We start from the raw sequence: 25,266 nt of genomic DNA on the forward strand, positions 1-25,266 counted from the left end.
AAAGAAGCCGCCCCGATAACAGAGGCGGCATCAAGCAAGTCTATTTATTAGCGTCCCTCAAGACCCAACGAGAACGCAGAAATGTAGCCCGGGGCTTACCCTTTCCCGAACGCGACCCTCGCGAAGCGCGTGAGCGGGCGGGAAAGGGTAAGCCCCGGGCGGACAATTAAGTGCGTTACTCGGCAGCGGCCTTGAACTTGTTGTAGTTGATCAGGCAGCCGGCCTTGACGATGGCACGCTCCTCTGCCGTCATATCGGCAATGTAGAGCTCGATCTGCTCGACCGTGCCGTCGGCGCGCACTACGTACGCGGCGATGTTCTTCAGGTCGCCATCGAGCGCGGCGCGGATACCCGGCACAAAGACGTAGTCGCCCACCTCAAAGTTGGGCTCGGCCTCCATCTGGAAGGGCACCATGCCCCAGTTCATCACGTTGGAGCGATAACGCTTGGTGGCGTACTCGTGGACGATGTTGGCCAGGCCGCCAATCACGCGCTGGCAGCTCGCGGCCTGCTCGCGGGCAGAACCGTCACCGGGCTTCTTGGCGTAGAGCATGGAGCCGTACTCGGTCGCCTTGGCGTCTGCCGCGACACCCGCGCCGGCCAGCGCCTCAAACACACCAGCAAGCTCGGCATCGAGCGCGGCCAAGTCGCCCGCGGCTTCACCGGCAACGCGGCGCTTCTCCACGACGTCGACCTCCTTGGAACGGCCCACGTAGGCCGGGTCGCGGCGGCTCAGCGTAAACTCGGCCAGGCCCAGCGGGTTGGAGCGGAAGGAGCTCGTCTCGCCCGAAGGAATGAGCTCGTCGGTCGTGGTGACCGGGTCCATGATCTTGGAGCACACCTTGAGCAGGATGTCGTCGCCGAGGGGCTCCATCGCGGGCCACGGCTTGATGTTGGGGCCTTCGACCAGCTCGTCGGCAGGCTCCGCCTTGCCAAAGCCCCAGTACACGCGCTTTTTGTACGGCACGTCGTCAAAGGTGTACTCGCAGGCCTCGTCCCAAGTCTCCTCGGGCAGGTCGGTCGCCGGCGTCAGGACGCCGCCGTTGGCAGCCGTCGCCGCAATGGAGCGGGCGTCCATCAGGGCCACGGCGCTCAGCTGGCCATTGCCCGGCTTGGAACCCTCGCGGTTGGGGAAGTTGCGCGTGGTGTGGCGGATGGACAGGCCGTTGTTGGCGGGCGTGTCGCCGGCGCCGAAGCACGGGCCGCAGAATGCCGTGCGTACGATCGCGCCGGCCTCCATAAGGTCGTAGATATAGCCGCGGCGTGTAAGCTCGAGTGCCACGGGCTGGCTCGTGGGATAGACCGACAGCGAGAACTCGCCGCAGCCGGTGTTGGCGCCCTTGAGCACGCGGGCAGCCTGGACCACGGAGTCGTAGTTGCCGCCCGAGCAGCCGGCGATAACGCCCTGCTGCACGTGCAGCTTGCCGTCGATGATCTTGTCGAGCAGGCTAAAGTGCGTCTTGCCCTCGCCGATCTTGGCGGCCTCGAGCTCCACCTCGTGGAGGATGTCCTCGAGGTTCTCGTTGAGCTCGTCGATCTCAAAGCCGTTGGAAGGATGGAACGGCAGCGCGATCATGGGCTTGATGCTCGACAGATCGACCTCGACGCAGCCGTCGTAGTAGGCAACATCGGCGGGCTTGAGCTCGCGGTAGTCGTCGCCGCGGCCGTGCATGGTCAAAAACGCGTGCGTGTCCTCGTCGGTGGCCCAGATGCTCGACAGGCAGGTGGTCTCGGTGGTCACGACGTCGACGCCGTTGCGGTAGTCGGTCGTCATGCTCGCGATGCCGGGGCCCACAAACTCCATGACCTTGTTCTTAACGTAGCCCTTGGCAAAGACGGCTCGGATGATGGCGAGCGCCACATCGTGCGGGCCGACGCCGGGACGCGGAGCGCCCGTGAGGTAGATGGCGACGACGCCGGGATAGGCGACGTCGTAGGTGTCGCGCAGCAGCTGCTTTGCCAGCTCGCCGCCGCCCTCGCCCACGGCCATGGTGCCCAGGGCGCCGTAGCGGGTGTGCGAGTCGGAGCCCAGGATCATCTTGCCGCAGCCGGCGAAGTTCTCACGCATAAAGGAGTGGATGACGGCGATGTGCGGCGGGACGAAGATGCCGCCGTACTTCTTGGCAGCCGAGAGGCCAAAGACATGGTCGTCCTCGTTGATGGTGCCGCCCACGGCGCACAGCGAGTTATGGCAGTTGGTGAGCACGTAAGGCAGCGGGAACTGCTCCATGCCCGAGGCGCGCGCCGTCTGGATGATGCCGACGAAGGTGATATCGTGGCTCGCCATGGCATCGAAACGAATCTTGAGCGCCTCGGGGTCGCCGGACGTGTTGTGTGCCTGGAGAATCGAATACGCGATGGTGCCGCGCTTGGCATCCTCGGGCGTCTGCGTAATACCGCGCTCGGCAGCCTCGGCCGCAGGCACAACCTCGCTGCCACCGCGCAGGTAGATGCCGTCCTCGTACAGCTTGACCATACTGTCTCCCACTCTGCCCAAAAGATTTGGGCGCATAGCATGCATTCGTTCAATATCGTGCCATAGAACGGTTGCGAGTGGGTTACGAATCTACACGTTCACTTTATCTCGCTAAAGTACAGGACGAGCCTCTTGCATCACTCTCTTGACAAGGAGTGTCCCAAAGTGCCGGCACAAAAGGAACGTCCCCAAGCGCCAAGTGCCGCAAGAGTGTCCCCCTTGACCACTCATTTAAGAACATCCCCAATGACTACCCAATGACTACCGCATCCGGAGCAAGGCAACGCCGCAGGTAGAGGACGGACAGCGAGCGACGTCCAGAGCGAACAAGTTGGCATGAAAAAGGCAAGGCATAGACCTTCTGGTCATGCCTTGCCTTTTGAATGACAAATTGTCGCTCTGGGCGGCGCGCAGCGTCGACCGGTCCGCCGTTCGGCAGAACGGCGTAACCTAGAGATCTCCGCCGGCGCCCAAAAGCTTGCGCATGACCTGCTCGGGGTTGACCGAGCCGTCGCGCGGGGCCAGGGCGGTGATCTTCTTCTGCATCTTGTACTCGTGCAGCTCTTCCTCGAGCTGGCGTACGCGGGCGCGGAGCTTCTCGTTCTCGCGCTCGCGCTCCTCAGCACGCTCCTTCATATCGAGGATGCGCACCACGCCGGCGAGGTTGATGCCTTCGTCGGTCAGCTGGTTGATGAGCTCCAGGCGCTCGATATCGGCACGCGAATACAGGCGCGTGTTGCCGCCCGAGCGCTGGGGGTTCACCAGGCCCTTGGACTCGTAGACGCGCAGAGTCTGCGGATGCATGCCGGTCAGCTCGGCCGCCACGCTGATCATGTACAGCGGTTTGTTCCTATTGTCCTCGGCCATGCTACCTGACCCCTTTCCGTCTCGTTATCGTCCATCATAAGCCCGCGGGCGCGGGCGTGCGCCACGACCGCCCTAGAACGTCGCCTTGTAACGGTTGACCTTCTCGCGATAATCGCGCGTGTCGGCCTCGCGCAGCCTGGTCATGGCATCGCGCTCATCGTCGGACAGGTTCGTGGGAACCTGCACCTTGATCTCGACGAGCAGCGCACCCGTGCGGCCGCGATGCTTAACGTCGGGCGCACCCATCTCCTTAAAGCGGAACTTCTTGCCCGTCTGGGTGCCAGCGGGCACCTTCAGGCGAACCGTCGCGCCGCCGGGCGTGGGCACATCCACCGTGCAGCCGAGCGCCGCCTCGTAGACTGAGATCGGCACCTCCATGGTCACGTCGGCACCTTTACGCTTAAACAGCGGATGCTCCTCCACGTGCGTGGTCACGACCAGGTCGCCGCGCTCGCCGCCGGCAACGCCGTACTCGCCACGACGCTTGTAGCGCAGTTTGCCGCCGTCGACCGCACCCGCAGGCACCGAGACCGTGATGGTCTGCTGCTCGCCCGTCGAGGGAATGCGGTAGGTGACCTTGTGCGTCACGCCGCGAAACGCGTCCTCGGCCGTTACGTCGACAGTCAGCGACAGATCGCCGCCCTTGCGCGCGCGGTTGCGGCCCGCGCCCGCACCGGCAGCACCCGCGGCCCCGGCAAAGCCCGAGCCCCAATCGCTGCCCCAGGCGCCGTTGCCACTAAAGATGCTGTCGAAGATATCGCCCCAACCGCTCGCGCCGGCACCGGCGCCGTAGCCACCGCTATACGCGCCGCCCGCGCCCGGCATGCCGCCGAACATGAGCATCTGGTCGTACTCTTTGCGCTTCTTCTCGTCCGAAAGCGTCTCGTAGGCCTCGCTAATCTCCTTAAACTTGGCCTCGTCGCCGCCGGCATCGGGGTGATATTTTTGCGCGAGCTTGCGAAACGCGCTCTTGATCTCTTTGTCGGAGGCGCTCTTGGATACGCCCAGGATGTCATAGAAGGTTTTGCCTGCAGCCATCGTAGCTCCTCTCCTGTTGCGTCCGCCGTCCATGCAGACGACGGCTCATGCTTTCATATGGCACTAGGCCAGAAAGGGCCCCGGGTGTTGCCCCGGGGCCCTTCTCAATTACTCCTCGGTGCTCTCGGCCGTATCGGCCGCGGCATCCTCGGGCGCCGCTTCGGGCTCCGGTGCGGGGCGCTTCTCGCCACCGTAGGTCACCGTCACCATCGCGGAGCGCAGGATGCGGTCCGCCATGCGGTAGCCCTTCTGGTACACGTCGTTGACGGTCTCGTCGTACTGCGATGCGTCCTCGACACGCCCCACGGCCTGGTGCTCGAGCGGATCGAACGCCTCGCCCTTGGGGTCGATGGGCTCAACGCCCTCGTGCGCAAACACATCGAGCAGCTTGGCATGCACCGCGTCAACGCCATCGACGAACTGCTTAAAATCGTCGGAAAGCTCCTGGCTACGGGCATGGTCAATTGCACGCTCGATATCGTCAACCACCGGCAGCAGCGCAGTGACGAGCTTCTCGGTCGCGCGCTCGCGCTCGGCGATGCGCTCGTTGGCGGTGCGGCGACGGAAGTTCTCCCAGTCGGCCTGCAGACGGGCGGTGCGCTCGGTGGCGTCCTTTGCCTTGTCCTCGGCGGCCTTCTGAGCCTCTGCCGCAGCATCGAGCTCGCTGCGCACGTCGGCGAGCTCCTTTTGGGCCTGTTCAAACTTGAGCTTGAAGTCGTTGTCGGCGGCTTCCTCACCGGCGCGGATAGCAGCTTCCACCATCTCGTCCTCGGTCATCGTCGCCTCCTTGTTGGAATCCTCTACCTGGTTCTCGGCAGCCTCGGCGGCCTCGGTCTCGTTGACCTCGGTATCGTCGACGGCCTCTACGGGAATCTTCACGTCCTTCTCCTCAGAGTCAACGGGGGCGGCGCCAGCGGCAGCCGCCTCCGTGCGAGCTTTACGGGCGGACATGATTACTTGTCCTCGTCGTCCACAACCTCGTAGTCGGCGTCGACGACGTCATCGTCGGCAGACTGGGCACCGGCGGCACCGTCGGTCTGCTGCTGAGCGTCGGCGTAGACAACCTGGGCCAGCTCGTAGGCCACGGACTGCAGGGACTCACCAGCGGCCTTGATGGACTCGACGTCAGAGCCCTCGAGCGCCTTCTTGGCGTCGGCGATAGCGGCCTCGGCCTTGGACTTCACGTCGGCGGAAACCTTGTCGCCCAGCTCGTTGAGGGTCTGCTCGGTGGAGTAGCACAGGCTGTCGGTCTGGTTGCGGACCTCGACCTCTTCCTTCTGCTTCTTGTCCTCCTCGGCATGAGCCTCGGCGTCCTTGACCATACGATCGACTTCGTCGTCGGACAGAGCGGTGGAGCCGGAGATAGTGATCTGCTGCTCCTTGCCGGTGCCCTTGTCCTTAGCGGAGACCTTGACGATGCCGTTGGCGTCGATGTCGAAGGTGACCTCGATCTGCGGCACGCCGCGGCGGGCAGCCGGAATACCGGTCAGCTGGAACTTACCGAGCGACTTATTGTCGCGAGCAAGCTCGCGCTCGCCCTGGAGCACGTTGATCTCGACGCTGGTCTGGTTGTCGGCTGCGGTGGAGTAGACCTCGGTCTTGGAGGTCGGGATCGTGGTGTTGCGGTCGATCATCTTGGTCATGATGCCGCCCATGGTCTCAACGCCCAGCGACAGCGGGGTTACGTCGAGCAGCAGGATGCCCTCGACGTCACCGGTGAGCACGCCGCCCTGGACGGCAGCGCCGTCGGCAACGACCTCGTCGGGGTTCACGGACATGTTGGGCTGCTTGCCGGTCATGGTCTTGACCAGATCCTGGACAGCGGGCATACGGGTGGAACCGCCGACGAGGATGACCTCGGTCAGATCGGAGAGCTTGAGCTTAGCGTCGCGCAGGGCGTTGGTGACAGGCTGCTTGCAGCGCTCGAGCAGGTCGCGGGTGATCTTCTCGAACTCGGCACGGGTCAGCGTGTAGTTGAGGTGCAGCGGGCCGGACTGGTTCATGGTAATGAACGGCAGGTTGATGGTGGACTGCTGGGCTGCGGAGAGCTCCTTCTTAGCGTTCTCGGCAGCCTCCTTCAGACGCTGCAGGGCCATGGGGTCCTGACGCAGGTCGACGCCGTTCTCCTGCTGGAACTTGTCGGCCATCCAGTCGATGACGCGCTGATCCCAGTCGTCGCCGCCCAGGTGGTTGTCGCCCGAGGTGGACAGAACCTCAAACACGCCGTCGGCGAGGTCGAGGATGGAGACATCGAAGGTGCCGCCGCCCAGGTCGAAGACCAGGATGCGCTGGTCGGTGCCCTGCTTGTCCAGGCCATAGGCAAGAGCAGCAGCGGTCGGCTCGTTGACGATACGCTTGACGTTGAGGCCAGCGATCTTACCGGCATCCTTGGTGGCCTGACGCTGGGCGTCGTTGAAGTAGGCCGGGACGGTAATGACGGCGTCGGTGACGGTCTCGCCCAGATACTTCTCGGCGTCGGCCTTCATCTTTGCGAGCGTCATGGCGCTCACCTGCTCGGCGGTGTAATCCTTGCCCTCGATGTCGACGACGGCACGGCCACCCTGGCCCTCCTTGACCTCATACGGCACGGTCTTGATCTCGGAGGTGCACTCGGAGTACTTGCGGCCCATGAAGCGCTTGATGGAGAACACGGTGTTCTTGGGGTTGGTGACAGCCTGGTTCTTAGCGGCCTTACCCACGACGCGGTCGCCGTCGGCGCGGAAGCCAACAACGGACGGGGTGGTGCGGTCGCCCTCGGCGTTCACGATAATGGTCGGAGAACCGCCCTCGAGGACGGCCATAGCGGAGTTAGTAGTACCAAGGTCGATACCAAGAATCTTACTCATTAGAAATTCCCTCTCTCTTTTGCGTTCGCGCCGCCTCGACGGTCTGTCGCGCGGCGCTTCGGCTTGTCTTTCAGGATGTAGTGTATCCCCTTATGGGCCGGAATATACAAAATCTAAGTCAATTCATATAAGATTTCTTATCTCTGAGAGTTTAGGTTCTCAAATGCGCAGGTAGATGCACTGTTTGAGTTCTCGGTAAATCTATTGAGATCTATGTAGAGTTGACTGAGGTTTGGGTCCGGGGGTGTCTGGGGCCGCCTTGCGGAAAGCTCGTCCCGGCTTGAGCGTGGATTCCGGGTCGCAGTTTCCGCCAGAAGGCTCAACCGGAAAGCACGACCCGTTTTGAGCGTGAATTCTGGGACGCAGTTTCCGCAAGCACGCTCAATCGCCCTATATTTCAAGTCACCTATAGCTAACATTTGCGCAGCTCAACGGCCTCACCTGCATGTTTTTTAGTAAGCCGCGGCATACTCGGCGAACGGTATGAAGATGCCGGTCAGAGGGTATTGCAAACGGTCGCTCCCGTGGTATGTTTTTGCCCGAATCAAACCGGCGCGCATCGCCTGTAGCGTCGGTCAACAGAGAGGAAACTACCATGGCTCATCCCGTAATTGATGCCGACGAGTGCATCGCTTGTGGCGTTTGCGTCGACTCCTGCCCCGCTGGCGTTCTGGAGCTCCAGGACGTCGCTACCGTCGCTGACGAGGACTCCTGCGTCGCCTGTGGCGCTTGCCAGGACGCTTGCCCCGCCGGCGCGATCACCGAGATCGTCGAGGAGTAACAACTCCCCCACTTGCACACTCAAAAGTACACCGTGCACAAAAAGGAGGCCTCCGCATCGCCGCGGAGGCCTCCTTTTGCATGTGTTCTAGGACAAATCGTCCTCGTAGGGCATTAAATCGGCAAGGTAGCCTTTCTCTTTGAGCATGGCCTCGATCTCGTCGAGGGTTTGCTCGTCTTCTGCCGCAATGCGATGGAAGTGATAGCCGCTGGTCACCGTCAGCAGCGGAAAGCTCTTGCCGCTCTCGATATCGTGCAGGTAGCGCTCAACATCGCGACGATTGCGGATGTCCAGGTCGGCCGTGATCTTGCCGTACACGCGGTGGTTGACGATCACGTTGAGCACGGCACCGCCCGCGTCGACGATGCTCGTGAGCTCATCGCCCGCCTGCTCCACGCCATGGCGTACCTTGACCAGACGCGTGGGCACAGCCGGGCTGCTGGGGGCCTCCTGTAGTACATAGCCGCGATTGGTGGCGACGATATCGTGCCCGTCGGCGCGCAGCAGGGCGATGTCCTGCACCACGACCTGACGGCTCACGCCCACCTCGCGGGCAAGCGCACTGCCCGAGACAGGATCTTTGGCTCTCTCGAGCACGGCCATGATGGAACGGCGACGCTCGCGGGCATTCATTATTTACCGTCCAGCAGACGCAGGTGCTTAAGCGAAAGGTCGAGGATCGGCGCAGAGTGCGTCAGAGCGCCCGAACTAATAAAGTCAACGCCCAGGTCGGCGAGCGCGCGGATATTGCTGGCATCCACGTTGCCCGAGCACTCGGTCTTGGCACGACCGGCGATAAATTCAATCGCGGCAGCCATATCGTCGTGGGTCATGTTGTCGAACATGATGATGTCGGCGCCGGCCTCCACAGCCTCGCGCACCATGTCCAGGTTCTCGCACTCGATCTCGACCGTCGTGGTAAACGACGCATGGGCGCGCGCCATCTCGATCGCACGCGTCACGCCACCGGCGGCATCGATGTGGTTGTCCTTGAGCATGACAGCCGTCGACAGGTTGTAACGGTGGTTGCTGCCACCGCCGATCTCGACTGCGGCCTTCTCGAAGACACGCATGCCCGGCGTGGTCTTGCGCGTGTCGACAAGCACGGTCTTGGTGCCCACGAGCGCAGCCGCCATCCGATGTGTGTAAGTAGCGATGCCGCTCATGCGCTGCAGGTAGTTGAGCGCCACGCGCTCGCCCGAAAGCAGCACGCGCGCGTCGCCGCGCACCTGGCCCACGTGATCGCCGGCGTGTACCTCGTCACCGTCAGCAACATCAAACAGCACCGAACTCTGCGGATCCAGCAGCTCAAAGGTGCGGGCGAATACGTCCAGGCCGGCGATAATGCCGTCGGCCTTGGCGATGAGCTCCACCGTGGCGGGGCGCGCCGTGGGGCACACGCTCGCCGTACTCACGTCCTCAAACGTGATGTCCTCGCGCAGAGCCTGCAAAATCAGATCATCGACGACGAGCTTCATGGTAATGGGATTCATGGTCTACTCCTCCACGGCCTGCGTGCCGGCGGCACGGGCCAAATCATCGATTGCAAGGGTATCGGCGCTCAGGGCGCGGTGACGCCCGTCAAGCGCGGGCTCACCGGCCTGCTCCACGGCCAGCGACTCGCCGGTGCGCATGTACCACGCGGCGCGGCGGCCCCAGACCAGCGCCTCGAGCAGGCTGTTAGAAGCCAGGCGGTTCTTGCCGTGCACGCCATTGCAGGCCGTCTCGCCGGCGGCGTAGAGCTCGGGCATCGAGGTGCGACCGTCCTTGTCGACCCATACGCCGCCCATAAAGTAGTGCTGCGTGGGAGTGACGGGAATGGGCTCGTCCAGGATGTCGCGGCCGTCCTCCAGGCAGCGCGCGCGGATATTGGCAAAGTGCCCGGTCACCACGTCGCGCTCGACGGGGGCAAAGCTCAGCCACTCGTGCTCGGTGCCGTCCTGCCTCATCTGCTCGCGGATGGCGGCGGCGACAACGTCGCGCGGCTGCAACTCGTCGGTAAAGCGCTCGCCGGCGGCATTGAGCAGAATCGCGCCCTCGCCGCGGCAGCTTTCGCTGATCAGGAACGTGCGACCCGGCTGCGGCGAGAACAGGCCCGTGGGGTGGATCTGCACGTAGTCCAGGTGCTCCATCGTGATGCCGTGCTCCTGCGCGATGTAGCAGGCGTCACCGGTAAGCTGCGGGTAGTTGGTCGAGTGGTCGTACACGCCACCGATACCGCCCGTTGCCCACAGCGTATGGCGGGCATGGATCTTAAACGGCTTACCGGCACGCACGCCCTCGGCGGCATTTGCCAGCTCGTCGGCGGGGCGAGCTGAATCGTCCTCGTCCACGGCGACGGCGACGACGCCGGTGCACACCGTGGCGCCATCGCGCTCGGCGGTCAGGATGTCGGTCATGGCAACGTGTTCGAGAATCTGCACGTTATCCAGCTTGCGAACAGCCTGGAGCAGCTTGGTCGTAATCTCCTTGCCCGTAATATCGGCATGGAAGGCGATGCGCGGGCGGCTGTGCGCGCCCTCGCGGGTAAAGTCGAGGCTGCCGTCGGCCTTACGCTCAAAGTCCACGCCCATGGCCAGCAGGTCGTTGATGACCGAGCGGCTCGAGCGAATCATGATGTCAACACTCTCGCGGCGGTTCTCGTAATGGCCGGCGTGCATGGTGTCCTCAAAGAAGGCATCGTAGTCCGAGCCTTCGGGCAGCACGCAAATGCCGCCCTGCGCGAGCATCGAATCGCACTCATCGACGGCGCCCTTGGAAAGCATGATCACGCGTGTGCTCGTCGGCAGATTGAGAGCCGCATACAGGCCCGCCACGCCGCAACCGGCAATGACGACGTCACACTCCATATCGGGGTATTGTTTGGTTTCCACAGGAATCCTCTCCCTTGTAATGTGGCATAAGGGATGGTCCCTCATGTCACATTGGCTTAGCGCGCCGCGTACTCGAGCATGCGGTCGAGCGTGAGCTTGGCCTGATCGGCGGCCTCGTCCGACACGCCAATCTGCACCTCGCCCTCGCCCGTCTCCAGGCAGTGCACGAGCTTTTCGAGCGTGATGAGATCCATGTTGACGCAGGTGGGCTGCACCGCAGGGAAGTAGAACTTCTTGCCAGTGCCCTGGCAGCGGCGTTCAAGCTCGTAGAGCACGCCGCGGACCGTCACGATGATGAACTCGCTGGCGTCCGACTCCTCGGCATACTTGATGATGCCGGCAGTAGAGCCGATGTAGTCGGCCTCGCCCAGGACGTCGGCCTTGCACTCGGGGTGCGCCAGCACGAGCGCGTCGGGGTGCGCCTCCTGCGCGTCGACGATCTGCTCGACGGTGATGATGTGATGACGCGGGCAGTAGCCGTTGTTGAGGATGACGTGCTTTTGGGGCACCTGCTCGGCCACAAAGCGGCCCAGGTTTTGGTCGGGAATGAACAAGATGTGCTGCTGCGGCAGCTCGGAGACAATCTTGACGGCGTTAGAGCTGGTAACGCACACGTCGCTCCAGCTCTTGATCTCGACCGTGGAGTTGACGTAGCACACCACGGCCAGGTCGTCGCCGTACTCGGCGCGGGCAGCGTCGACCGTCTCGCGCTTGACCATATGAGCCATGGGGCAATCCGCGCCCGGCTCGGGCAGCAGCACGGTCTTAGTGGGATTGAGCAGCTTGGCGCTCTCGCCCATAAACTCCACGCCGCACAGCACGATAGTCTGCTGCGGCAGGCTCTTAGCGAGCTTTGCCAGGTAGAAGCTGTCGCCGACGTAATCGGCCACAGCCTGAACCTCGGGCGCCACATAGTAGTGCGCCAGGATCACCGCATCACGTTGGGTTTTTAGTTGCTGAATGGCCTCGACGAGCTCTGCGGGCACCAGTGCCGCGCGCTCCGTTGCCGTCGTTGCCGATGCTAGGCCGGCCGCGATATCGCGTGCAAGCTCCGACGCATCCATGTTCGCGCTCTGTGCCATCAAGGCCCCTCTCTTTTGGCGAATCTTGGGGCTTTAGTATGACACCTAGGTTTACAGCTGACAAGACAGCTGTAAACCTAGGTGTAAAGTTGAAATAAAGATTCAATCATGCGGCAGGTCCATTTTCGAACTGGCAAGCTGAGGATAGCCGAGCTCTCGATAGCGCAGGAGGCATCTTTCGCCACCGCAATACCGCTCGGCGCGAGTTGCGCGACGTGGGGCGCAAATGGGACACGCCTCCGCGAGCGGTCCGCACCCAATGTGGCAAAATCGAACTACTAAGGGGGCTCAGAATGCTCAAGATTATTGCCTGCGACGACGACGTCGCTTTTCTAGATAGACTGCACCGGATGATCGACCGTTGGTCGAGCGAGACGGGCACGGCGGTCGATGTTGCGCTCGTCACGCGCGGCGAGGACCTGCTGGCCCGCCATGCCGCATCGCGCGCCGACATCATCTTGCTCGATATGATCATGCCGCTCGTCAACGGCATGGACACCGCGCGCGAATTGCGCCAGGCCGATACCGCCGTGCGTCTGGTGTTTCTCACCTCATCGCCCGAGTTTGCACTGGAGTCCTACGAGGTCCGCGCCTTCGATTATCTGCTCAAGCCCGTGGCTTACGAACGCCTAGCGCAGTTGCTCGACGAGCTTTCGAGCATGCGCCCGGCGGCAACCGACGAGCTCGTGATCAAAACTTCCTTTGGCTACCACGCCCTGCGCCTGTCCGACATCGAATATGCCGAGGCGCGCAACAAGCACGTGGTCTTCCACCTGCGCGACGGACGCGATATCGAGGCACTTGAGTCGTTCCGCAGCGTCGAAGACCGTTTGGCGCAAAATGCCACCTTCTTTAAATGCCACCGCAGCTACCAGGTCAACCTGCGCAATATCGATCACTTTGACCGCACGGGCATCGTCATGCGCTCGGGCGCGTGCATCCCGCTTTCGCGCAGCTGCAAGCAGGGATTCCAAGACGCCTACTTTGCGGTGCGCTTTGAGGGTGGGAGACACTGATGGTCTCCACGGTCGAAATGATCCTTTGGGCAATCCACCACGCCACGACGCTGCTCTTTGGCGTCTTTGCCTCGGCGGCGCTGTGCGGTGTCGAGATCAACCGGCGTCATGCGCTTGAACTGGTGCTTGTCGGTGCCGTAACTGGATGCGCATTTGGCCTCGCCAATGCCGTCGGCGGCGAGCTTTTCGCCCGCCAGGTATATCCACTCGTCGTGCATCTGCCGCTCGTCATCTATTTGTGCGCGCGCTACCGCCTGAGCCCGCTGCTTGCCGTACTCGGCATTACGAGTGCCTATCTGAGCTGCCAGTTCAGCAATTGGATGGGCATTGCCGCATTTGCCGCAACCGATTCTCAGATCGCGTACTATCTGGCGCGCATCGCGACCACACTCGCCGTCTTTGCCGTCCTGTTGCATTGGGCCGGCGACATCAGTCCGCGCTTGGCGATTAAAAGCACCACCGAGCTGGGCATCCTTTTAATCCTGCCGCTCGTCTATTACGTCTTTGACTATGCCACCAACGTCTACACCACGCTGTTCCACTCGGGCTCGGTGGTGACGGTTGAGTTTTTGGCATTTGCGCTCTGTGCCTTCTATCTTATGTTTCTTGCCGTTTACCTGCGCGAATACGAAGAAAAGGAAACCGCCGAGCGAGAGCGCTGGATGCTCGAAACCCGCGACAGCGCCGCCATCAAAGAGCTCGAGGCTTGGCGTCAATCTGGGCGCGAGCTGTCGATTCTTCGCCACGATATGCGCCACTTCCTACGCGGCCTGGCCGCTTTAATTGAGGAGGGCCACACCGACGAGGCGCTCAAACGCATCGATGAACTCTGCGAAGCCGGCGATCGCACCGCCGTACGCCGCTTCTGCGCCAACGAGACCGTAAACATCGCGCTTTCGTCATTTAACTCGGATATCAATAGAAACGGCATTACCGCCAACCTGCGCGCCGCCGTACCCGAAACCGTCCACGTAGGTGACGCCGACCTGTTTAGCGTGCTCTCAAATGCCTTGGAAAACGCTATCACCGCCGCAAGCACTGCACCCCAAGGAAAGCGATTCGTCGACTTTGACCTGCGATTAGAGGACGGCCAGCTGCTGCTGTTAGTTTCCAACACGTTTGACCGCGCGCCGCGCATGGTCGACGGCATGCCCGTGACCCGGCATGCGGGCCACGGCTTTGGAACCAAGAGCATTAAGCTTGCCGTGGAGCGCATGAACGGCAACTGCCAGTTCCGCATTAACGGCGATCGGTTTGAGCTGCGTGCTGTGATGTAGAAGTGCGGCGCCGATCTCGAGGCGCGCCTTGCCCGCCAGACAATCGCTCGCCGGCGCCAATCCGCTACAGCGGGGCGGCCGCCGGAGTCAGCTGCTTGATGTAGGCCCACATGCGCTGCTTAGCAGCCTTGTCGGTGAGTGCTGCCTCAAAGCCGTCGAGTGCGAGCACGCGGCGGCCCTGCACATGGGCGACCAGGCCGGGCTTGAGCATGGCGGTGTCGAAGTCATCGATCGCCACGAGCATATCGGCGTAGGTCTCGCGCATGGCGTCAGCCGCGTTGTTGTCGAGCAGTAGCACCGCCTCGGGGTCCAAAGCCTCAAGCGCCTCACGGAACAGCTCGCACGGCAGAGTCTCGCCCACCGCGACCGCTCCGTCACCCACGCCGGCGACGCTTGCCAGCACGCAAAAATCCTCGGGCGCGTAGCCGATGGCCCCAAGCGCCTTGCGCAACGCCGCGCCATCCGGGCCGGCGGCAAGCTCGCCACCCGAACGCTCGGCCTCGTCCAAATCGCCTTTGACCAGCACGATCGGCGAGCACGCGTTGCCCGCGATACGCACGCCACGGACCGCAAGCGATGTGAGCTCCTGCTCGGCCGCCTGGGCGATGGCTTCTTTTTTCTGGCTTTGTGACGTGGGCATGCGCTCTCCAATCGTTTGCGTGCCCACCATTATATAAAAGAGCTGCCCGCGAGTGGTTGCTTTGCGGTCGGCTGGGTATAAGCACGGTCGTACTGAGTTTTACGCGGCCGAGCCGCGTCGCATTATGGAGGTCACCATGGCTGACATTAATCAGATTACCCCCGAGAACTTCGATTCCATCGTTAACGACAGCCTGCCCGTGCTGGTCGATTTTTGGGCACCGTGGTGCGGGCCCTGTCGATCCCTCTCGCCCATCGTTGACGAGGTTGCCGATGAGCTGGCGGGCAAGCTTGCCGTTGCCAAATGCAACGTCGACGACAACCAGGACCTGGCCATGAAGTATGGCGTCATGAGCATCCCCACGCTGATTGTGTTTAAGAACGGCGAGGAGATTGACCGCTCGGTTGGCGCTCTGCCCAAGGCGAGGCTGCAGGCGCTGCTGGAGAAGCATCTGTAATACGCTTGTTACTTACCCGCCGTCTATGAGCGCTTTTGCACCGCTCGCCGGACTTCTGGGTGCACCGTGTGCGACCACGGATAGTATGGTAGTCACAAACAGCCCCCAGTGAACGGGTGCGGGTCACACAGACTCGCACCCGTTTTCTTATGCAGCTGCGCGCAGAGCGCGCGTAGTAAAATTTGAACCACTGAACTGCCCCATACAAAAGGAGATTTCCCATGCATGATGTTGGAATGAACATGAGCCAGCTTGCCATGAGCGTCAAGCAGGTCGACGACACCATCGAGCTTGCTCACGAGTGGAGCCATCAGCTGCTGCATGCGACCGAGAACTTTGATATGGAGCGCATCGGCGCCAAGCTCGAGGCAGCCATGGCCGCGCTGCACGAGGCGCATGACGCGCTCGAGGGCTACGAAGAGGCCATCGAGGCCGACCACAACTCCGTCGGATCCGTGAAGCTGGTGTAAAGTGGCCGAACACGAGCATGGCAGCGGGTACGAGCACGAGCATCCGCACGGGGCGGACGGTGATGCGGGCTGCCACTGTAGTGGCTCCGGCTCCGAGCTGGTCCGCTTTTCGGTTACCGCACCGGACGACCTGCTGCGCCGTTTTGACGAACAGATCGCGCGCCGCGGCGACGTGGCCAACCGCTCCGAGGCCGTGCGCGACCTGATTCGCGCCTCGATCGCCAAGGAGCAGATGCGCACGCCCGACGAGCATGTTATCGGGTCACTCACCATGATCTACGACCATCACACCGGCGATCTGACGCGCCGTCTGGACGAAGTGCAGCACGACTACACCGACGAGATCGTATCGACCATGCACGTGCATCTGGATCACCACAACTGCTTGGAGATTCTGGCGCTCAAGGGTCGCGGCGAGCGCGTCTACGAACTAGCCGATCGCCTGCTGGGCCTGCGCGGCGTTAAGCACGGCGAGCTCACCTGCGCCGCCACCAAGCAGAGCCTGGGGCTGTAGCGGGATTTCCCGCAGCGCACCTGCCAAAAAGGGACAGGTTTATTTTGGCAGGTTTAGAAGTTTTGCCTACCAAAATAAACCTGTCCCTTTTTGGTCGGTTTTGATGAGGGGTGTCGCATGCGGCATGTGCATATTCATGTGACGGGCATTGTGCAGGGCGTTGGCATGCGACCGTTTGTGTATCGCGAGGCCATGGCGCATGGCATTTGCGGATGGGTGCTCAATGCGGGCGACGGTGTGCATATCGAGGCGCACGCTCCGGCCGATGCGCTCGATGCTTTTGTTGCCGCGCTTTCTGAGCATGCGCCTGCGGCAGCCCGCGTAGAGTATGTCGAGGTTGTGGACCTGGCAGCCAACGGTTGGGATACCGCCAATGAGCAGGGCTTTCGCATTGTGGCATCGCAGGATCAGACCGCGCACACCACGCTCGTCTCACCCGATATCGCCACCTGCGATGATTGTCTGCGCGAGTTGTTCGACCCCGCCGATCGGCGCTATCACTACCCCTTTATCAACTGCACCAACTGCGGACCGCGCTTTACCATCATCCGGTCGCTGCCGTATGACCGAGCGGCTACCTCGATGGACCGTTTCCCCATGTGCCCCGCCTGCGCCGCAGAGTATGCCGATCCACTCGACCGTCGCTTTCACGCACAGCCCGATGCCTGCTTTGTTTGCGGGCCGCATATTACGTGGCGCGAGGCTGTGAACGGCGATGCGTGTGGGAATTCGTCCGCGACACCGGCCGTCGGCACCACACGCGAAGCCAGCGACGCCATTATCGAGCGCTGCGTTGAGCTGCTGGCCAGCGGTAGTATCGTCGCCATCAAGGGCCTGGGCGGATTCCATCTAGCCTGTGACGCTGCCAACGAGCAGGCGGTGGCCGAGTTGCGCCGTCGCAAACGCCGCAGCAACAAACCACTTGCCGTCATGGTGCGCAGTCTTGCCGATGCCGAGCGCCTGTGTCATATCGACGATGCTGAACGCAATCTGCTCGCTGGCAGTATCCGCCCCATCGTGCTGCTGCGCCGGCGTGCTGTTTGCGGGAGCGACGGCTCCCCCGACGCCCTCGCGCTCGCGCCGTCCGTCGCGTACGACCTGCCCGAGCTCGGCGTCATGCTCCCCTATACGCCGCTTCAACATCTGTTGCTTGCCGCGGCAGAAGCCTGCGGTATGCACGCGCTCGTCATGACCAGCGGCAACCTGAGCGAAGAGCCCATCGAGACCGATGACGATCTTGCCTGGGAACACCTCGTTGCCGCCGGCATCGCCGACGCGTTGCTCGGTAACGACCGCGCGATCCTCTCGCGCTACGACGACTCTGTAGTGCGCGTGGTCGACGGCGCCGTTATGCCCGTGCGCCGCGCTCGCGGATATGCACCCCAGCCGCTGCCGTTGCCGGCGCTCGACGGCGCTCCGTCCTGCGTGCTCGCCTGCGGGCCACAACAAAAGGCCACGATTGCGCTCACGCGTGAAGGGACGAACGGCGAGGCAACCTGTTTTGTGTCGCAGCATATCGGCGATGTTGAAAACGGCGAGACCTTCGATGCCTGGAACGCCGCGCGCACGCGCTTGGAAGATCTCTTTGACTTGGCGCCCGCCGCCTTGGCCTGCGATTTACACCCCAGCTATCTATCGGGCCAGTGGGCGCGCGAGCAGGCGCGAAAATGCAATCTGCCGCTCGTCGAGGTGCAGCACCATCATGCGCATATCGCGAGCGCAATGGCCGAGGCCATCGCCGCGGGCCAGCTTACAACCGACGCGCGCGTCCTTGGCATCGCCTTTGACGGCACCGGCGCCGGCACCGATGGGACCATTTGGGGCGGCGAGTTTCTTGTCGCCGGCCTTGGCGGCTTTGAGCGCGCCGCGCATTTGCGCACCTGGGCGCTCCCCGGCGGGGCGGCCTCCGTGCGCGACGCCCGCCGCAACGCCTTTGCCCTGCTCAGTGAGCTCGGTCTGCTCGAGCACCCAGGTACCGCTCGGCTTTTGGACAGCCTCGACGAGCAAACGCGCAGCGTGACAGCCACCATGATCGAGCGCGGCATCAACAGCCCGCGTACCAGCAGCATGGGGCGTCTCTTTGATGCCGCGGCAGCGATTCTGGGCATCTGCAACAAGGCAACCTACGAGGGCGAACCCGCCATAGAACTCGAAGCCGCCGCCTGGCGCGCGCTCGACAACGAAATCGCCCGTTTTCCCGACGACAACGCCGACTATTTCGCATCTGGCCCATCGTGGCTGGACGGCCCCTATGTTCTGGACCAGAAAGCACTCTTTGAGGCACTTTTGGGAGGTATTGAAGCCGGAGCGTCCGCCGACAGGCTCGCACTCGACTTCCATGTCGCCGTCGCGCGCTCCTCGGCGCGCATCGCCAGCGAAATCTGCGTGCACGAGGGCATCGACACCGTCGCGCTCTCGGGCGGCGTGTTCATGAACCGACTTCTGCTTCAGCTCCTCACCCGCGAGCTCAAAAGCGCGGGCCTTGCTATCTTGGTCCCCCACACCGTACCCGTCAATGACGGCTGCATCGCCTACGGTCAGGCGGCGGTCGCAAGCGCTCGTCTTGCGCAGATTGCATCACAGTAGCTCGCCCTCGCACCCCGCCGCGCCCAGCCGTCTCACAGGCGTAACGCGTTTGCCCGCGAACCCCACGAGCGCTACCATCAACTGATGGATTATTGAGCGCCTATCCAGCGCAAAGCGTATAAAAGGGGAACATTATGTGCCTTGCCGTTCCCGGCAAAGTAGTCAAACGCGACGACGACCTCAAGGCCACCGTCGACATGATGGGCATCGAGCGCCCCGTGTCGCTGCGACTCGTGCCGACGGCGCAGGTTGGCGACTATATTCTCGTGCACGCCGGCTTTGGCATCCAGATCGTCGACGAGCAGGAAGCGCAAGAAACGCTCGAGCTCGTTAATGCCATGACCGAACTGGCCGAAGAAGACCGGCTCGCCAGCAACCCGGCCGAGGCATACTAGTGACGGCCGGACAGCCGGCTCGCTCCGGTATCGACTTTTCGGCATTTCGCGATTCCAAGCTGGCCCGCGAGCTCATCGAACGCATCCATGAACTCGTCGGCGACCGCACCATCAACCTTATGGAAGTTTGCGGCACGCACACCGTGAGCATCGGCCGCTATGGCTTTCGCTCCATTATGCCGGCCGGGCTCAAGCTGCTGAGCGGACCGGGCTGCCCCGTCTGCGTTACCGCCAACCGCGACATCGACCACGCAATCGCGCTCGCCAACATAGACGGCGCCATCATCACCACCTTTGGCGACATGATGCGCGTGCCCGGATCGTCTACCTCGCTCGCTGCGCAAAAGGCGGCCGGGCGCGACATCCGCATCGTCTACTCCCCGCTCGACGCGCTCGACATTGCCGAGCAAAACCCCGATCGCCCGGTCATTTTTATGGGCGTGGGCTTTGAGACCACGACGCCCGCCATCGCCGCCGCCATCTTGGAGGCCGAGGCGCGCGGGCTTTTGAACTTCTCGGTCTATTGCGCCCACAAGACCACGCCGCCGGCGTTGCGCGCCATCGCCAACGATCCCGAGACCGCCATCGACGGCTTTATCCTGCCGGGCCACGTTGCCACCATCACGGGCTTAGCCCCCTTTGGCTTTTTGGTCGACGAATTCAGTACCCCGGGCGTGGTCACGGGATTTGAGCCGGTCGATATCCTGCAGGGCATCTGCATGCTGGTCCAGATGGTTGTCGAGGGCAGGCCCGCGATCGACAACGCCTACCGCCGTGGCGTCAACGCAGACGGCAACCCCGTGGCGCGCCAGCTGGTCGAGCAGGTGTTTGAGCCATGCGACACCACGTGGCGCGGGCTGGGGCCGATTGCCAACTCGGGCCTTTCTATCCGCCCCGAGTTCTCGCGCTTTGATGCCCGCGCTCGCTTTGACGTGCCCGTTGAGGCGACGGTCGAGCCGCGTGGATGCCGCTGCGGCGACGTGCTGCGCGGGGCCATTACGCCGAGCAGCTGCCCGCTCTTTGGCCGCACCTGCACGCCCGAGCATCCCGTCGGCCCGTGCATGGTGAGCTCCGAGGGCAGCTGCGCAGCATATTTCCGCTACCGAGGCTAATTGGTTCCGCCGTTCTAACGGACGGCGGACCGGTCGACGCTGAGCCTCACCCATATAATTCCACCCACGATTGGAGTTTTCGATATGTCCCATAGCGTTACCGATAGCACCGTCCTGCTGGGTCACGGCTCCGGCGGCCAGATGATGAAACGCATCATCGACGAGGTCTTTTTGGATGCCTTTGGGTCGCCCGAGCTGCTCGAGGGCAACGATGCCGGCGTCGCCGCGCTGCCCGCGAGCGGGCGCATCGCCATGTCGACCGACAGCTTTGTGGTCTCGCCGCAGTTCTTCCCCGGTGGCAACATCGGCCGCCTTGCCGTGTGCGGAACCGTCAACGACGTCGCGACCTCAGGCGCCAACGTGCGCTACCTGTCGTGCGGATTTATCCTCGAAGAGGGCTATCCCATGGATAAGCTCCGCCAGATTGTGCAGACGATGGCCGAGACGGCGCGCGAGGCGGGCGTGTCCATAATCACGGGCGACACCAAGGTGGTCGAGCGCGGCGGGGCCGACGGCGTCTATATCAATACCGCCGGCGTGGGCGAGGTTCCCACGGGCGTGGCGCTCAGCGGTGCCAACTGCCAGCCCGGCGATGTCATTCTGGTATCGGGTACGCTGGGCGACCACGGCATCGCCATCATGAGCCAACGCGAGGGCCTGGCGTTTTCGAGCACGATCGAAAGCGACGCCGCGCCGCTCAACCACCTGATTGCCGATGTGCTTGCCGCGGCACCCGACACACGCTGCTTTCGCGACCCCACGCGCGGTGGCCTGGCGTCCACACTCAACGAGTTTGCCCAGGCCAGCAATGTTGCCATGGAGGTCGACGAGGATGCCGTGCCCGTGCGCCCCGACGTGCAGGCAGCCTGCGAGATGCTCGGCTACGATGTGCTTCAGGTGGCAAACGAGGGCAAGATGGTCGCCGTGGTGCCGGCCGAACAGGCCGATGCCGCGCTGGCCGCCATGCGCGCCGCCCGCTACGGCGAGAACGCCGCCGTCATCGGTCGCGTGCTGCCACTTGCCGAGGGTGCCCGTCCCGCCGTGCGCGTGCGCACCGGCTGGGGCTCGACCCGCATCCTCGACATGCTCGTAGGAGAGCAGCTGCCGAGAATTTGCTAACGACAAAGGCTCAGGGCTATTAAAGATATTCAGATTCCAAACATGCCCGGCACGCATGCCCAGTATTATGAGGTGCGTTTTGGAACCCAATGACGGGAGCTTTCATGGCAGCAGCTTTTTCCCATGTGATCTTTGATCTGGACGGCACCATCCTCAACACGCTCGAGGATCTGGCGGCCGCCGGCAACCATACCTGCGAGATGCACGGCTGGCCTACGTTTGCCGTCGACGAGTACCGCTACAAGGTGGGAAACGGCATGCTCAAGCTGGTTGAGCGCTTTATGCCCGCCGAGTACGCGGGCGACGGCCGCATGTTTGAGCAGACGCTTGCCGAGTTTAGGGCTTACTACGGCGATCACAAGGAGGACCACACCGCCCCCTATGCCGGCACGATCGAGATGCTCGACCGTCTGCGCGCCGTGGGCGTGCAGCTTGCCGTGCTCACCAACAAGGACCACATCTCGGCGGCTCCGCTTATCGAGAAGTATTTTGGTTCCGAGCGCTTTGCGCTGGTACAGGGCCGCGTCGATGCGTTTCCTCCCAAGCCCGAGGCACCTGTTACGCTGCATGTGATGAAAGAGCTAGGCGCCGATCCGTCGACCACGCTCTATGTGGGCGATTCCAATGTCGATATCCTGACCGGCCACAACGCCGGCCTTAAGAGTGCGGGCGTCAGCTGGGGCTTCCGCGGCCGTGCAGAGCTGGAGGCCGCCGGCGCCGACTACGTGGTAGACACCCAGGCAGAGCTCGCGGCGCTGATTCTGGGCGAGTAACCGCTCATCTCACCCACGGGTAGCTAATGCGGGACGGGACTCTTTTAGCTGCCCCCTGCACCAAAGGAGTGTCCCCAACTGCTGGCAGAAAAAGAACGTCCCCAAGTGCCGCCCCAATGACCACCATAGCAACGCCGCAGGTACAAGCGCCACTTTAAGCCAGCCAAGGGAACGACGTTGTTTTGGCAACGACAGCGAAAGCCCGCCAGAGCGAGCAAGGTGCCTTGAAACAAGGCGGCACTGATCTTTTGATCATGCCGCCGAAGTTGAAAGGCAGATTGCCGCTCTGACGGGCTTGCAGCGTCGAGCAGTTGCGGCGTTTGGTAAAACGCCGCAACGAACTAGCTCAGCATTGCATCCATCATCTCGGAGTTGACGGAGTCGTCGGCAGACCACTCGCCGTCGTCGTTGCAGGTGTACTTGAAGATAACCGTGGTCTTCCTGGGCTCGGTGGCCTTGGTCACATCGACCATAACCTGACCGGCCATCTTGTACAGCTCGTCATCGGAAGGAACCGTGTCAAGCGCAGCGACCTTCTCCTGATACTGGGTGGAGAAGTCCTCGACGATCTTGTTCATGGACTTGCATGTGATAGAGACCTCGGCGGTCGCGACACCCTTGTCCTCGTCGACCGTCACGTCGCCGATCTTGTAGTCAAAGCCCTCGAGATAGGTCTTGGCATACTCCTTGGGATCGATACCCAGCTGCTCGAACTCGTCGCCCGAAGCCTCCTCCAGACCAGAGAGGAAGTCGTCGCCACCGTTCTTGACCTCGTCAAACTGAGTCGTAAGATCCTCGGTGATGAGTTCCTCGATCGAAGGGCCTCCGCAACCGGAAAGCACGACCACACATGCAACCAAGACGGCCATGAGGGGCGCAAGCAGCAGCTTCTTTTTCATGTTGTTCCTCCCAATGAGCGGCACCGCGCTTCCCGGACGCGGCACACGTTGTAATAAGTAAGCCCATACTATCCACTTATGAACACCCTCGGCAACGCGAAGGCGCGGTCGGTTCGTTTTAGCGTCCGAACGGTTTGCAAGCCCGCCCAACGTGCAATAAAACGCTTCCCCGCAATGCAATAAAAAAGGTGGCCGGAAAACCCGACCACCCTTGCACATCCTTTGGATGCCACAGTTTACTTGCGGACGACCTTGACGATGGCGTCACCGGCGGCGACGGCAGACTCGGCCTCGACGGCGAGCTCGACGTCAGCAAACTCGGCGGTGTTGGACACGGCCACGACGACGCAGTCCTTGTAACCGGCGGCAGCGATCTTGGCGCGGTCGATCTTGAGGATGGGCTGGCCGGCCTTCACGACGTCGTCGGCCTTGACGAAGCCCTCGAAGCCGTCACCGTTCATGTTGACGGTATCGACACCAACGTGCACCAGAACCTCGATGCCGCTATCGGACTGCAGGCCCACGGCGTGACCCATGGTGATGGTCACCTTACCGTCGCAGGGAGCGTAGACCAGATCATCCTCGGGCCACACGGCACAGCCCTTGCCCAGAACCTCGCCACCAAAGACGGGATCGGGCACGTCGGCCATCTTGATAACCTTGCCCTTGACGGGCGAGCACAGCACGTCGGCGCCGGCAGAAGCAGAGATGGAGGCCGGGGCAGCGGCAGCCGCGGGCTCAGCCTTCTTCTTGAACATGTCAAACAGACCCATACGTTTTCTCCTCTTGATTAAGCGCAACGTTATGCGCATGCCTATGGTGATTATAGTGCTAAATGACCAAAATACTAAGGCGAGGGCTCGAATCGCAAGCCCTTCCCGGTAGTGCTCGTGGGATGAGCATCTCCTTTGCATCGCGGGTCGATAAGCCGAGCATCGCCTGCGCACGGGACGGGCAGAAGCGGGCGCACCAAGCCCGATACTTCTTTTCGCTCTCAAGTCCTGCCGCCGCCCCGTCCCTGACACTTCCTGATACCGACCGAAACGTGCCAAAATAAACCCATCCCTTTTTGGTAGGTTTGGCGAGTGTGGGAGTTCGCATGGATATCAAACGCAAGATCACCGAGGCGCAGGGCCTCACCCCCACCGAGCAACAACTCGGCATTGCAGCCCTTGCCATCGGCGAGGACATCCGCGGGCTTTCTATTAAGGAATTTGCCACGCGCGCCAACGTTTCGGTCGCGAGCGTGCACCGTTTTTGCAAAAAGCTCGGCCTCGAGGGCTTCAAAGATCTCAAGGTCGAGCTTATTCGCTTAGCAACCGAGGCAGGCAACCGACGCGACGTGGACATCAACTTTCCCTTCGACGCTACGTCCACCCCTGCACAGGTCATGGAGCGCATGGAGGGGCTCTACCAGACCACGCTGGCCGAAACGCAGGAGCTGCTAGACCCCACGCAGCTTGACCACGCCGCCAAGCTCATCGCGAACGCCCGACAGGTCGACATCTACACGGGCTCGCACAACCTCTATCCAGCGGGAATGTTCCGCGACCGCTTGCTCTCCGCCGGCAAGAGCGCCACATGCTACGGCAACATCGAGGCACAGGTGCGCACGGCGCTTACCTCGGATTCAGACCGCGCGGCGATCGCTATCTCCTACAGCGGCCTTGCGCCCAACCTCAAGAAAATCTTGCCGATCCTCAGCAGCCGGCATGTCCCGGTCATCATCATCGGCACGCCCTACTGCGCGCGCATTCACCCCGGCTTTGCCGCCTACCTTACGGTGAGCGATCACGAGAGCATGACGCACCGCATCACGCAGTTCGCAAGCCACATCGCCGTGCAATACGTGCTCGATTCGCTCTACAGCAGCTACTTCGCCAAAGACTACGCCCACTGCTCCGAGTTCCTAGAGCGATCGTTCCCCTACACCCGCCTGCCCGGGCTCAAGTAGTCATTTAAGAACGTCCATTACAGTCGAAATTGTCAGCCCGGGACCGTCTCGGGCTACGATTGAGGCGCGCCCAGAACGGGCCGCCGACCGG

24 protein-coding genes are annotated in these 25,266 nt (G+C 62.4%); 12 read left to right on the top strand and 12 right to left on the bottom strand.

Features of this window, described 5'->3' with window-relative positions; all coding sequences use genetic code 11:
* Nucleotides 1-175 precede the first annotated feature (175 nt).
* The 5 genes from ABCP74_RS06720 to dnaK form a co-directional block, all read right to left on the bottom strand.
* Nucleotides 176-2,476, bottom strand: coding sequence for a hydratase (locus ABCP74_RS06720; RefSeq protein WP_343001349.1), 2,301 nt, complete (start codon nucleotides 2,474-2,476; stop codon nucleotides 176-178).
* A gap of 450 nt (nucleotides 2,477-2,926) precedes the next feature.
* Nucleotides 2,927-3,343: a heat shock protein transcriptional repressor HspR gene (locus tag ABCP74_RS06725; RefSeq protein ID WP_195535675.1), complete on the bottom strand. Its 417-nt coding sequence runs from the start codon at nucleotides 3,341-3,343 to the stop codon at nucleotides 2,927-2,929.
* 72 nt (nucleotides 3,344-3,415) lie between these two features.
* A complete protein-coding gene (locus ABCP74_RS06730) occupies nucleotides 3,416-4,381 on the bottom strand; it encodes a DnaJ C-terminal domain-containing protein (RefSeq protein WP_343001350.1) in 966 nt (321 codons plus the stop codon).
* Between the two features lie 108 nt (nucleotides 4,382-4,489).
* Nucleotides 4,490-5,332, bottom strand: a complete 843-nt coding sequence (locus ABCP74_RS06735) for a nucleotide exchange factor GrpE (RefSeq protein WP_227790457.1) — start codon at nucleotides 5,330-5,332, stop codon at nucleotides 4,490-4,492.
* A gap of 2 nt (nucleotides 5,333-5,334) precedes the next feature.
* Complete coding sequence (gene dnaK / locus ABCP74_RS06740) at nucleotides 5,335-7,227, bottom strand: molecular chaperone DnaK (protein WP_343001351.1); 1,893 nt, start codon at nucleotides 7,225-7,227, stop codon at nucleotides 5,335-5,337.
* A gap of 529 nt (nucleotides 7,228-7,756) precedes the next feature.
* On the opposite strand from dnaK, the gene ABCP74_RS06745 reads away from it, so the two are divergent.
* Nucleotides 7,757-8,008, top strand: coding sequence for a ferredoxin family protein (locus ABCP74_RS06745; protein ID WP_158564522.1), 252 nt, complete (start codon nucleotides 7,757-7,759; stop codon nucleotides 8,006-8,008).
* An 87-nt stretch (nucleotides 8,009-8,095) separates the two neighbouring features.
* On the opposite strand, the gene ABCP74_RS06750 is transcribed toward ABCP74_RS06745, so the two are convergent.
* From ABCP74_RS06750 to nadA, 4 genes are read right to left on the bottom strand one after another with little or no spacing between them, the layout of a single operon-like run.
* A complete protein-coding gene (locus ABCP74_RS06750) occupies nucleotides 8,096-8,641 on the bottom strand; it encodes a transcription repressor NadR (protein ID WP_227790459.1) in 546 nt (181 codons plus the stop codon).
* Complete coding sequence (gene nadC, locus ABCP74_RS06755; protein ID WP_343001352.1) at nucleotides 8,641-9,501, bottom strand: carboxylating nicotinate-nucleotide diphosphorylase; 861 nt, start codon at nucleotides 9,499-9,501, stop codon at nucleotides 8,641-8,643. Before nadC ends, ABCP74_RS06750 begins: the two co-directional genes overlap by 1 nt.
* A 3-nt stretch (nucleotides 9,502-9,504) precedes the next feature.
* Nucleotides 9,505-10,881: an L-aspartate oxidase gene (locus tag ABCP74_RS06760; RefSeq protein WP_343001353.1), complete on the bottom strand. Its 1,377-nt coding sequence runs from the start codon at nucleotides 10,879-10,881 to the stop codon at nucleotides 9,505-9,507.
* Between the two features lie 56 nt (nucleotides 10,882-10,937).
* Nucleotides 10,938-11,963 (bottom strand): quinolinate synthase NadA, encoded by a 1,026-nt coding sequence (gene nadA, locus ABCP74_RS06765; protein ID WP_343001354.1) that lies wholly within the window; start codon nucleotides 11,961-11,963, stop codon nucleotides 10,938-10,940.
* A gap of 293 nt (nucleotides 11,964-12,256) precedes the next feature.
* Between nadA and ABCP74_RS06770 the strand changes: the two genes are divergently transcribed.
* Together ABCP74_RS06770 and ABCP74_RS06775 are read left to right on the top strand one after the other, a co-directional pair.
* Entirely contained in the window at nucleotides 12,257-12,979 is a 723-nt protein-coding gene (locus ABCP74_RS06770; RefSeq protein WP_343001355.1) for a LytR/AlgR family response regulator transcription factor, read from the top strand.
* Nucleotides 12,979-14,256 carry a GHKL domain-containing protein gene (locus tag ABCP74_RS06775; protein ID WP_343001356.1) on the top strand — a complete coding sequence of 426 codons (1,278 nt, stop codon included), beginning with the start codon at nucleotides 12,979-12,981 and terminating at the stop codon, nucleotides 14,254-14,256. The genes ABCP74_RS06770 and ABCP74_RS06775 overlap by 1 nt, the downstream gene beginning before the upstream one ends.
* A 64-nt stretch (nucleotides 14,257-14,320) precedes the next feature.
* Here the strand turns inward: ABCP74_RS06775 and ABCP74_RS06780 are convergent, their stop codons facing one another.
* On the bottom strand, nucleotides 14,321-14,896 hold the full coding sequence (locus ABCP74_RS06780) for a hypothetical protein (protein WP_055285316.1): 576 nt from the start codon (nucleotides 14,894-14,896) through the stop codon (nucleotides 14,321-14,323).
* 136 nt (nucleotides 14,897-15,032) lie between these two features.
* On the opposite strand from ABCP74_RS06780, the gene trxA reads away from it, so the two are divergent.
* From trxA to ABCP74_RS06820, 8 genes are all read left to right on the top strand, one after another.
* Entirely contained in the window at nucleotides 15,033-15,353 is a 321-nt protein-coding gene (trxA, locus tag ABCP74_RS06785; protein ID WP_022093990.1) for a thioredoxin, read from the top strand.
* A gap of 221 nt (nucleotides 15,354-15,574) precedes the next feature.
* A complete protein-coding gene (locus ABCP74_RS06790; protein ID WP_006235225.1) occupies nucleotides 15,575-15,823 on the top strand; it encodes a hypothetical protein in 249 nt (82 codons plus the stop codon).
* 1 nt (nucleotide 15,824) lies between these two features.
* Nucleotides 15,825-16,337 (top strand): nickel-responsive transcriptional regulator NikR, encoded by a 513-nt coding sequence (nikR, locus tag ABCP74_RS06795; RefSeq protein WP_217750495.1) that lies wholly within the window; start codon nucleotides 15,825-15,827, stop codon nucleotides 16,335-16,337.
* Between the two features lie 117 nt (nucleotides 16,338-16,454).
* Nucleotides 16,455-18,923, top strand: a complete 2,469-nt coding sequence (gene hypF / locus ABCP74_RS06800; RefSeq protein WP_343001357.1) for a carbamoyltransferase HypF — start codon at nucleotides 16,455-16,457, stop codon at nucleotides 18,921-18,923.
* A 134-nt stretch (nucleotides 18,924-19,057) separates the two neighbouring features.
* On the top strand, nucleotides 19,058-19,318 hold the full coding sequence (locus ABCP74_RS06805) for a HypC/HybG/HupF family hydrogenase formation chaperone (RefSeq protein ID WP_343001358.1): 261 nt from the start codon (nucleotides 19,058-19,060) through the stop codon (nucleotides 19,316-19,318).
* Nucleotides 19,318-20,430 (top strand): hydrogenase formation protein HypD, encoded by a 1,113-nt coding sequence (gene hypD, locus ABCP74_RS06810; protein ID WP_343001359.1) that lies wholly within the window; start codon nucleotides 19,318-19,320, stop codon nucleotides 20,428-20,430. Before ABCP74_RS06805 ends, hypD begins: the two co-directional genes overlap by 1 nt.
* Nucleotides 20,431-20,514: 84 nt before the next feature.
* Nucleotides 20,515-21,549 (top strand): hydrogenase expression/formation protein HypE, encoded by a 1,035-nt coding sequence (gene hypE, locus ABCP74_RS06815; RefSeq protein WP_343001360.1) that lies wholly within the window; start codon nucleotides 20,515-20,517, stop codon nucleotides 21,547-21,549.
* A 104-nt stretch (nucleotides 21,550-21,653) separates the two neighbouring features.
* Nucleotides 21,654-22,322: an HAD family hydrolase gene (locus ABCP74_RS06820; RefSeq protein ID WP_343001361.1), complete on the top strand. Its 669-nt coding sequence runs from the start codon at nucleotides 21,654-21,656 to the stop codon at nucleotides 22,320-22,322.
* Between the two features lie 341 nt (nucleotides 22,323-22,663).
* Here the strand turns inward: ABCP74_RS06820 and ABCP74_RS06825 are convergent, their stop codons facing one another.
* Together ABCP74_RS06825 and ABCP74_RS06830 are read right to left on the bottom strand one after the other, a co-directional pair.
* A complete protein-coding gene (locus ABCP74_RS06825; RefSeq protein ID WP_117862814.1) occupies nucleotides 22,664-23,221 on the bottom strand; it encodes a hypothetical protein in 558 nt (185 codons plus the stop codon).
* 236 nt (nucleotides 23,222-23,457) lie between these two features.
* The gene (locus tag ABCP74_RS06830) at nucleotides 23,458-23,994 is read right to left on the bottom strand and encodes a PTS sugar transporter subunit IIA (RefSeq protein ID WP_343001362.1); all 537 of its coding nucleotides are present in this window, start codon (nucleotides 23,992-23,994) and stop codon (nucleotides 23,458-23,460) included.
* 326 nt (nucleotides 23,995-24,320) lie between these two features.
* Here ABCP74_RS06830 and ABCP74_RS06835 point away from each other — a divergent pair, with 326 nt between their 5' ends.
* Nucleotides 24,321-25,175 carry a MurR/RpiR family transcriptional regulator gene (locus ABCP74_RS06835; protein WP_343001363.1) on the top strand — a complete coding sequence of 285 codons (855 nt, stop codon included), beginning with the start codon at nucleotides 24,321-24,323 and terminating at the stop codon, nucleotides 25,173-25,175.
* The last annotated feature ends 91 nt before the right edge of the window (nucleotides 25,176-25,266 follow it).

Source organism: Collinsella aerofaciens (assembly GCF_039062315.1).
GTDB classification, from domain to species: Bacteria; Actinomycetota; Coriobacteriia; order Coriobacteriales; family Coriobacteriaceae; genus Collinsella; species Collinsella aerofaciens_BG.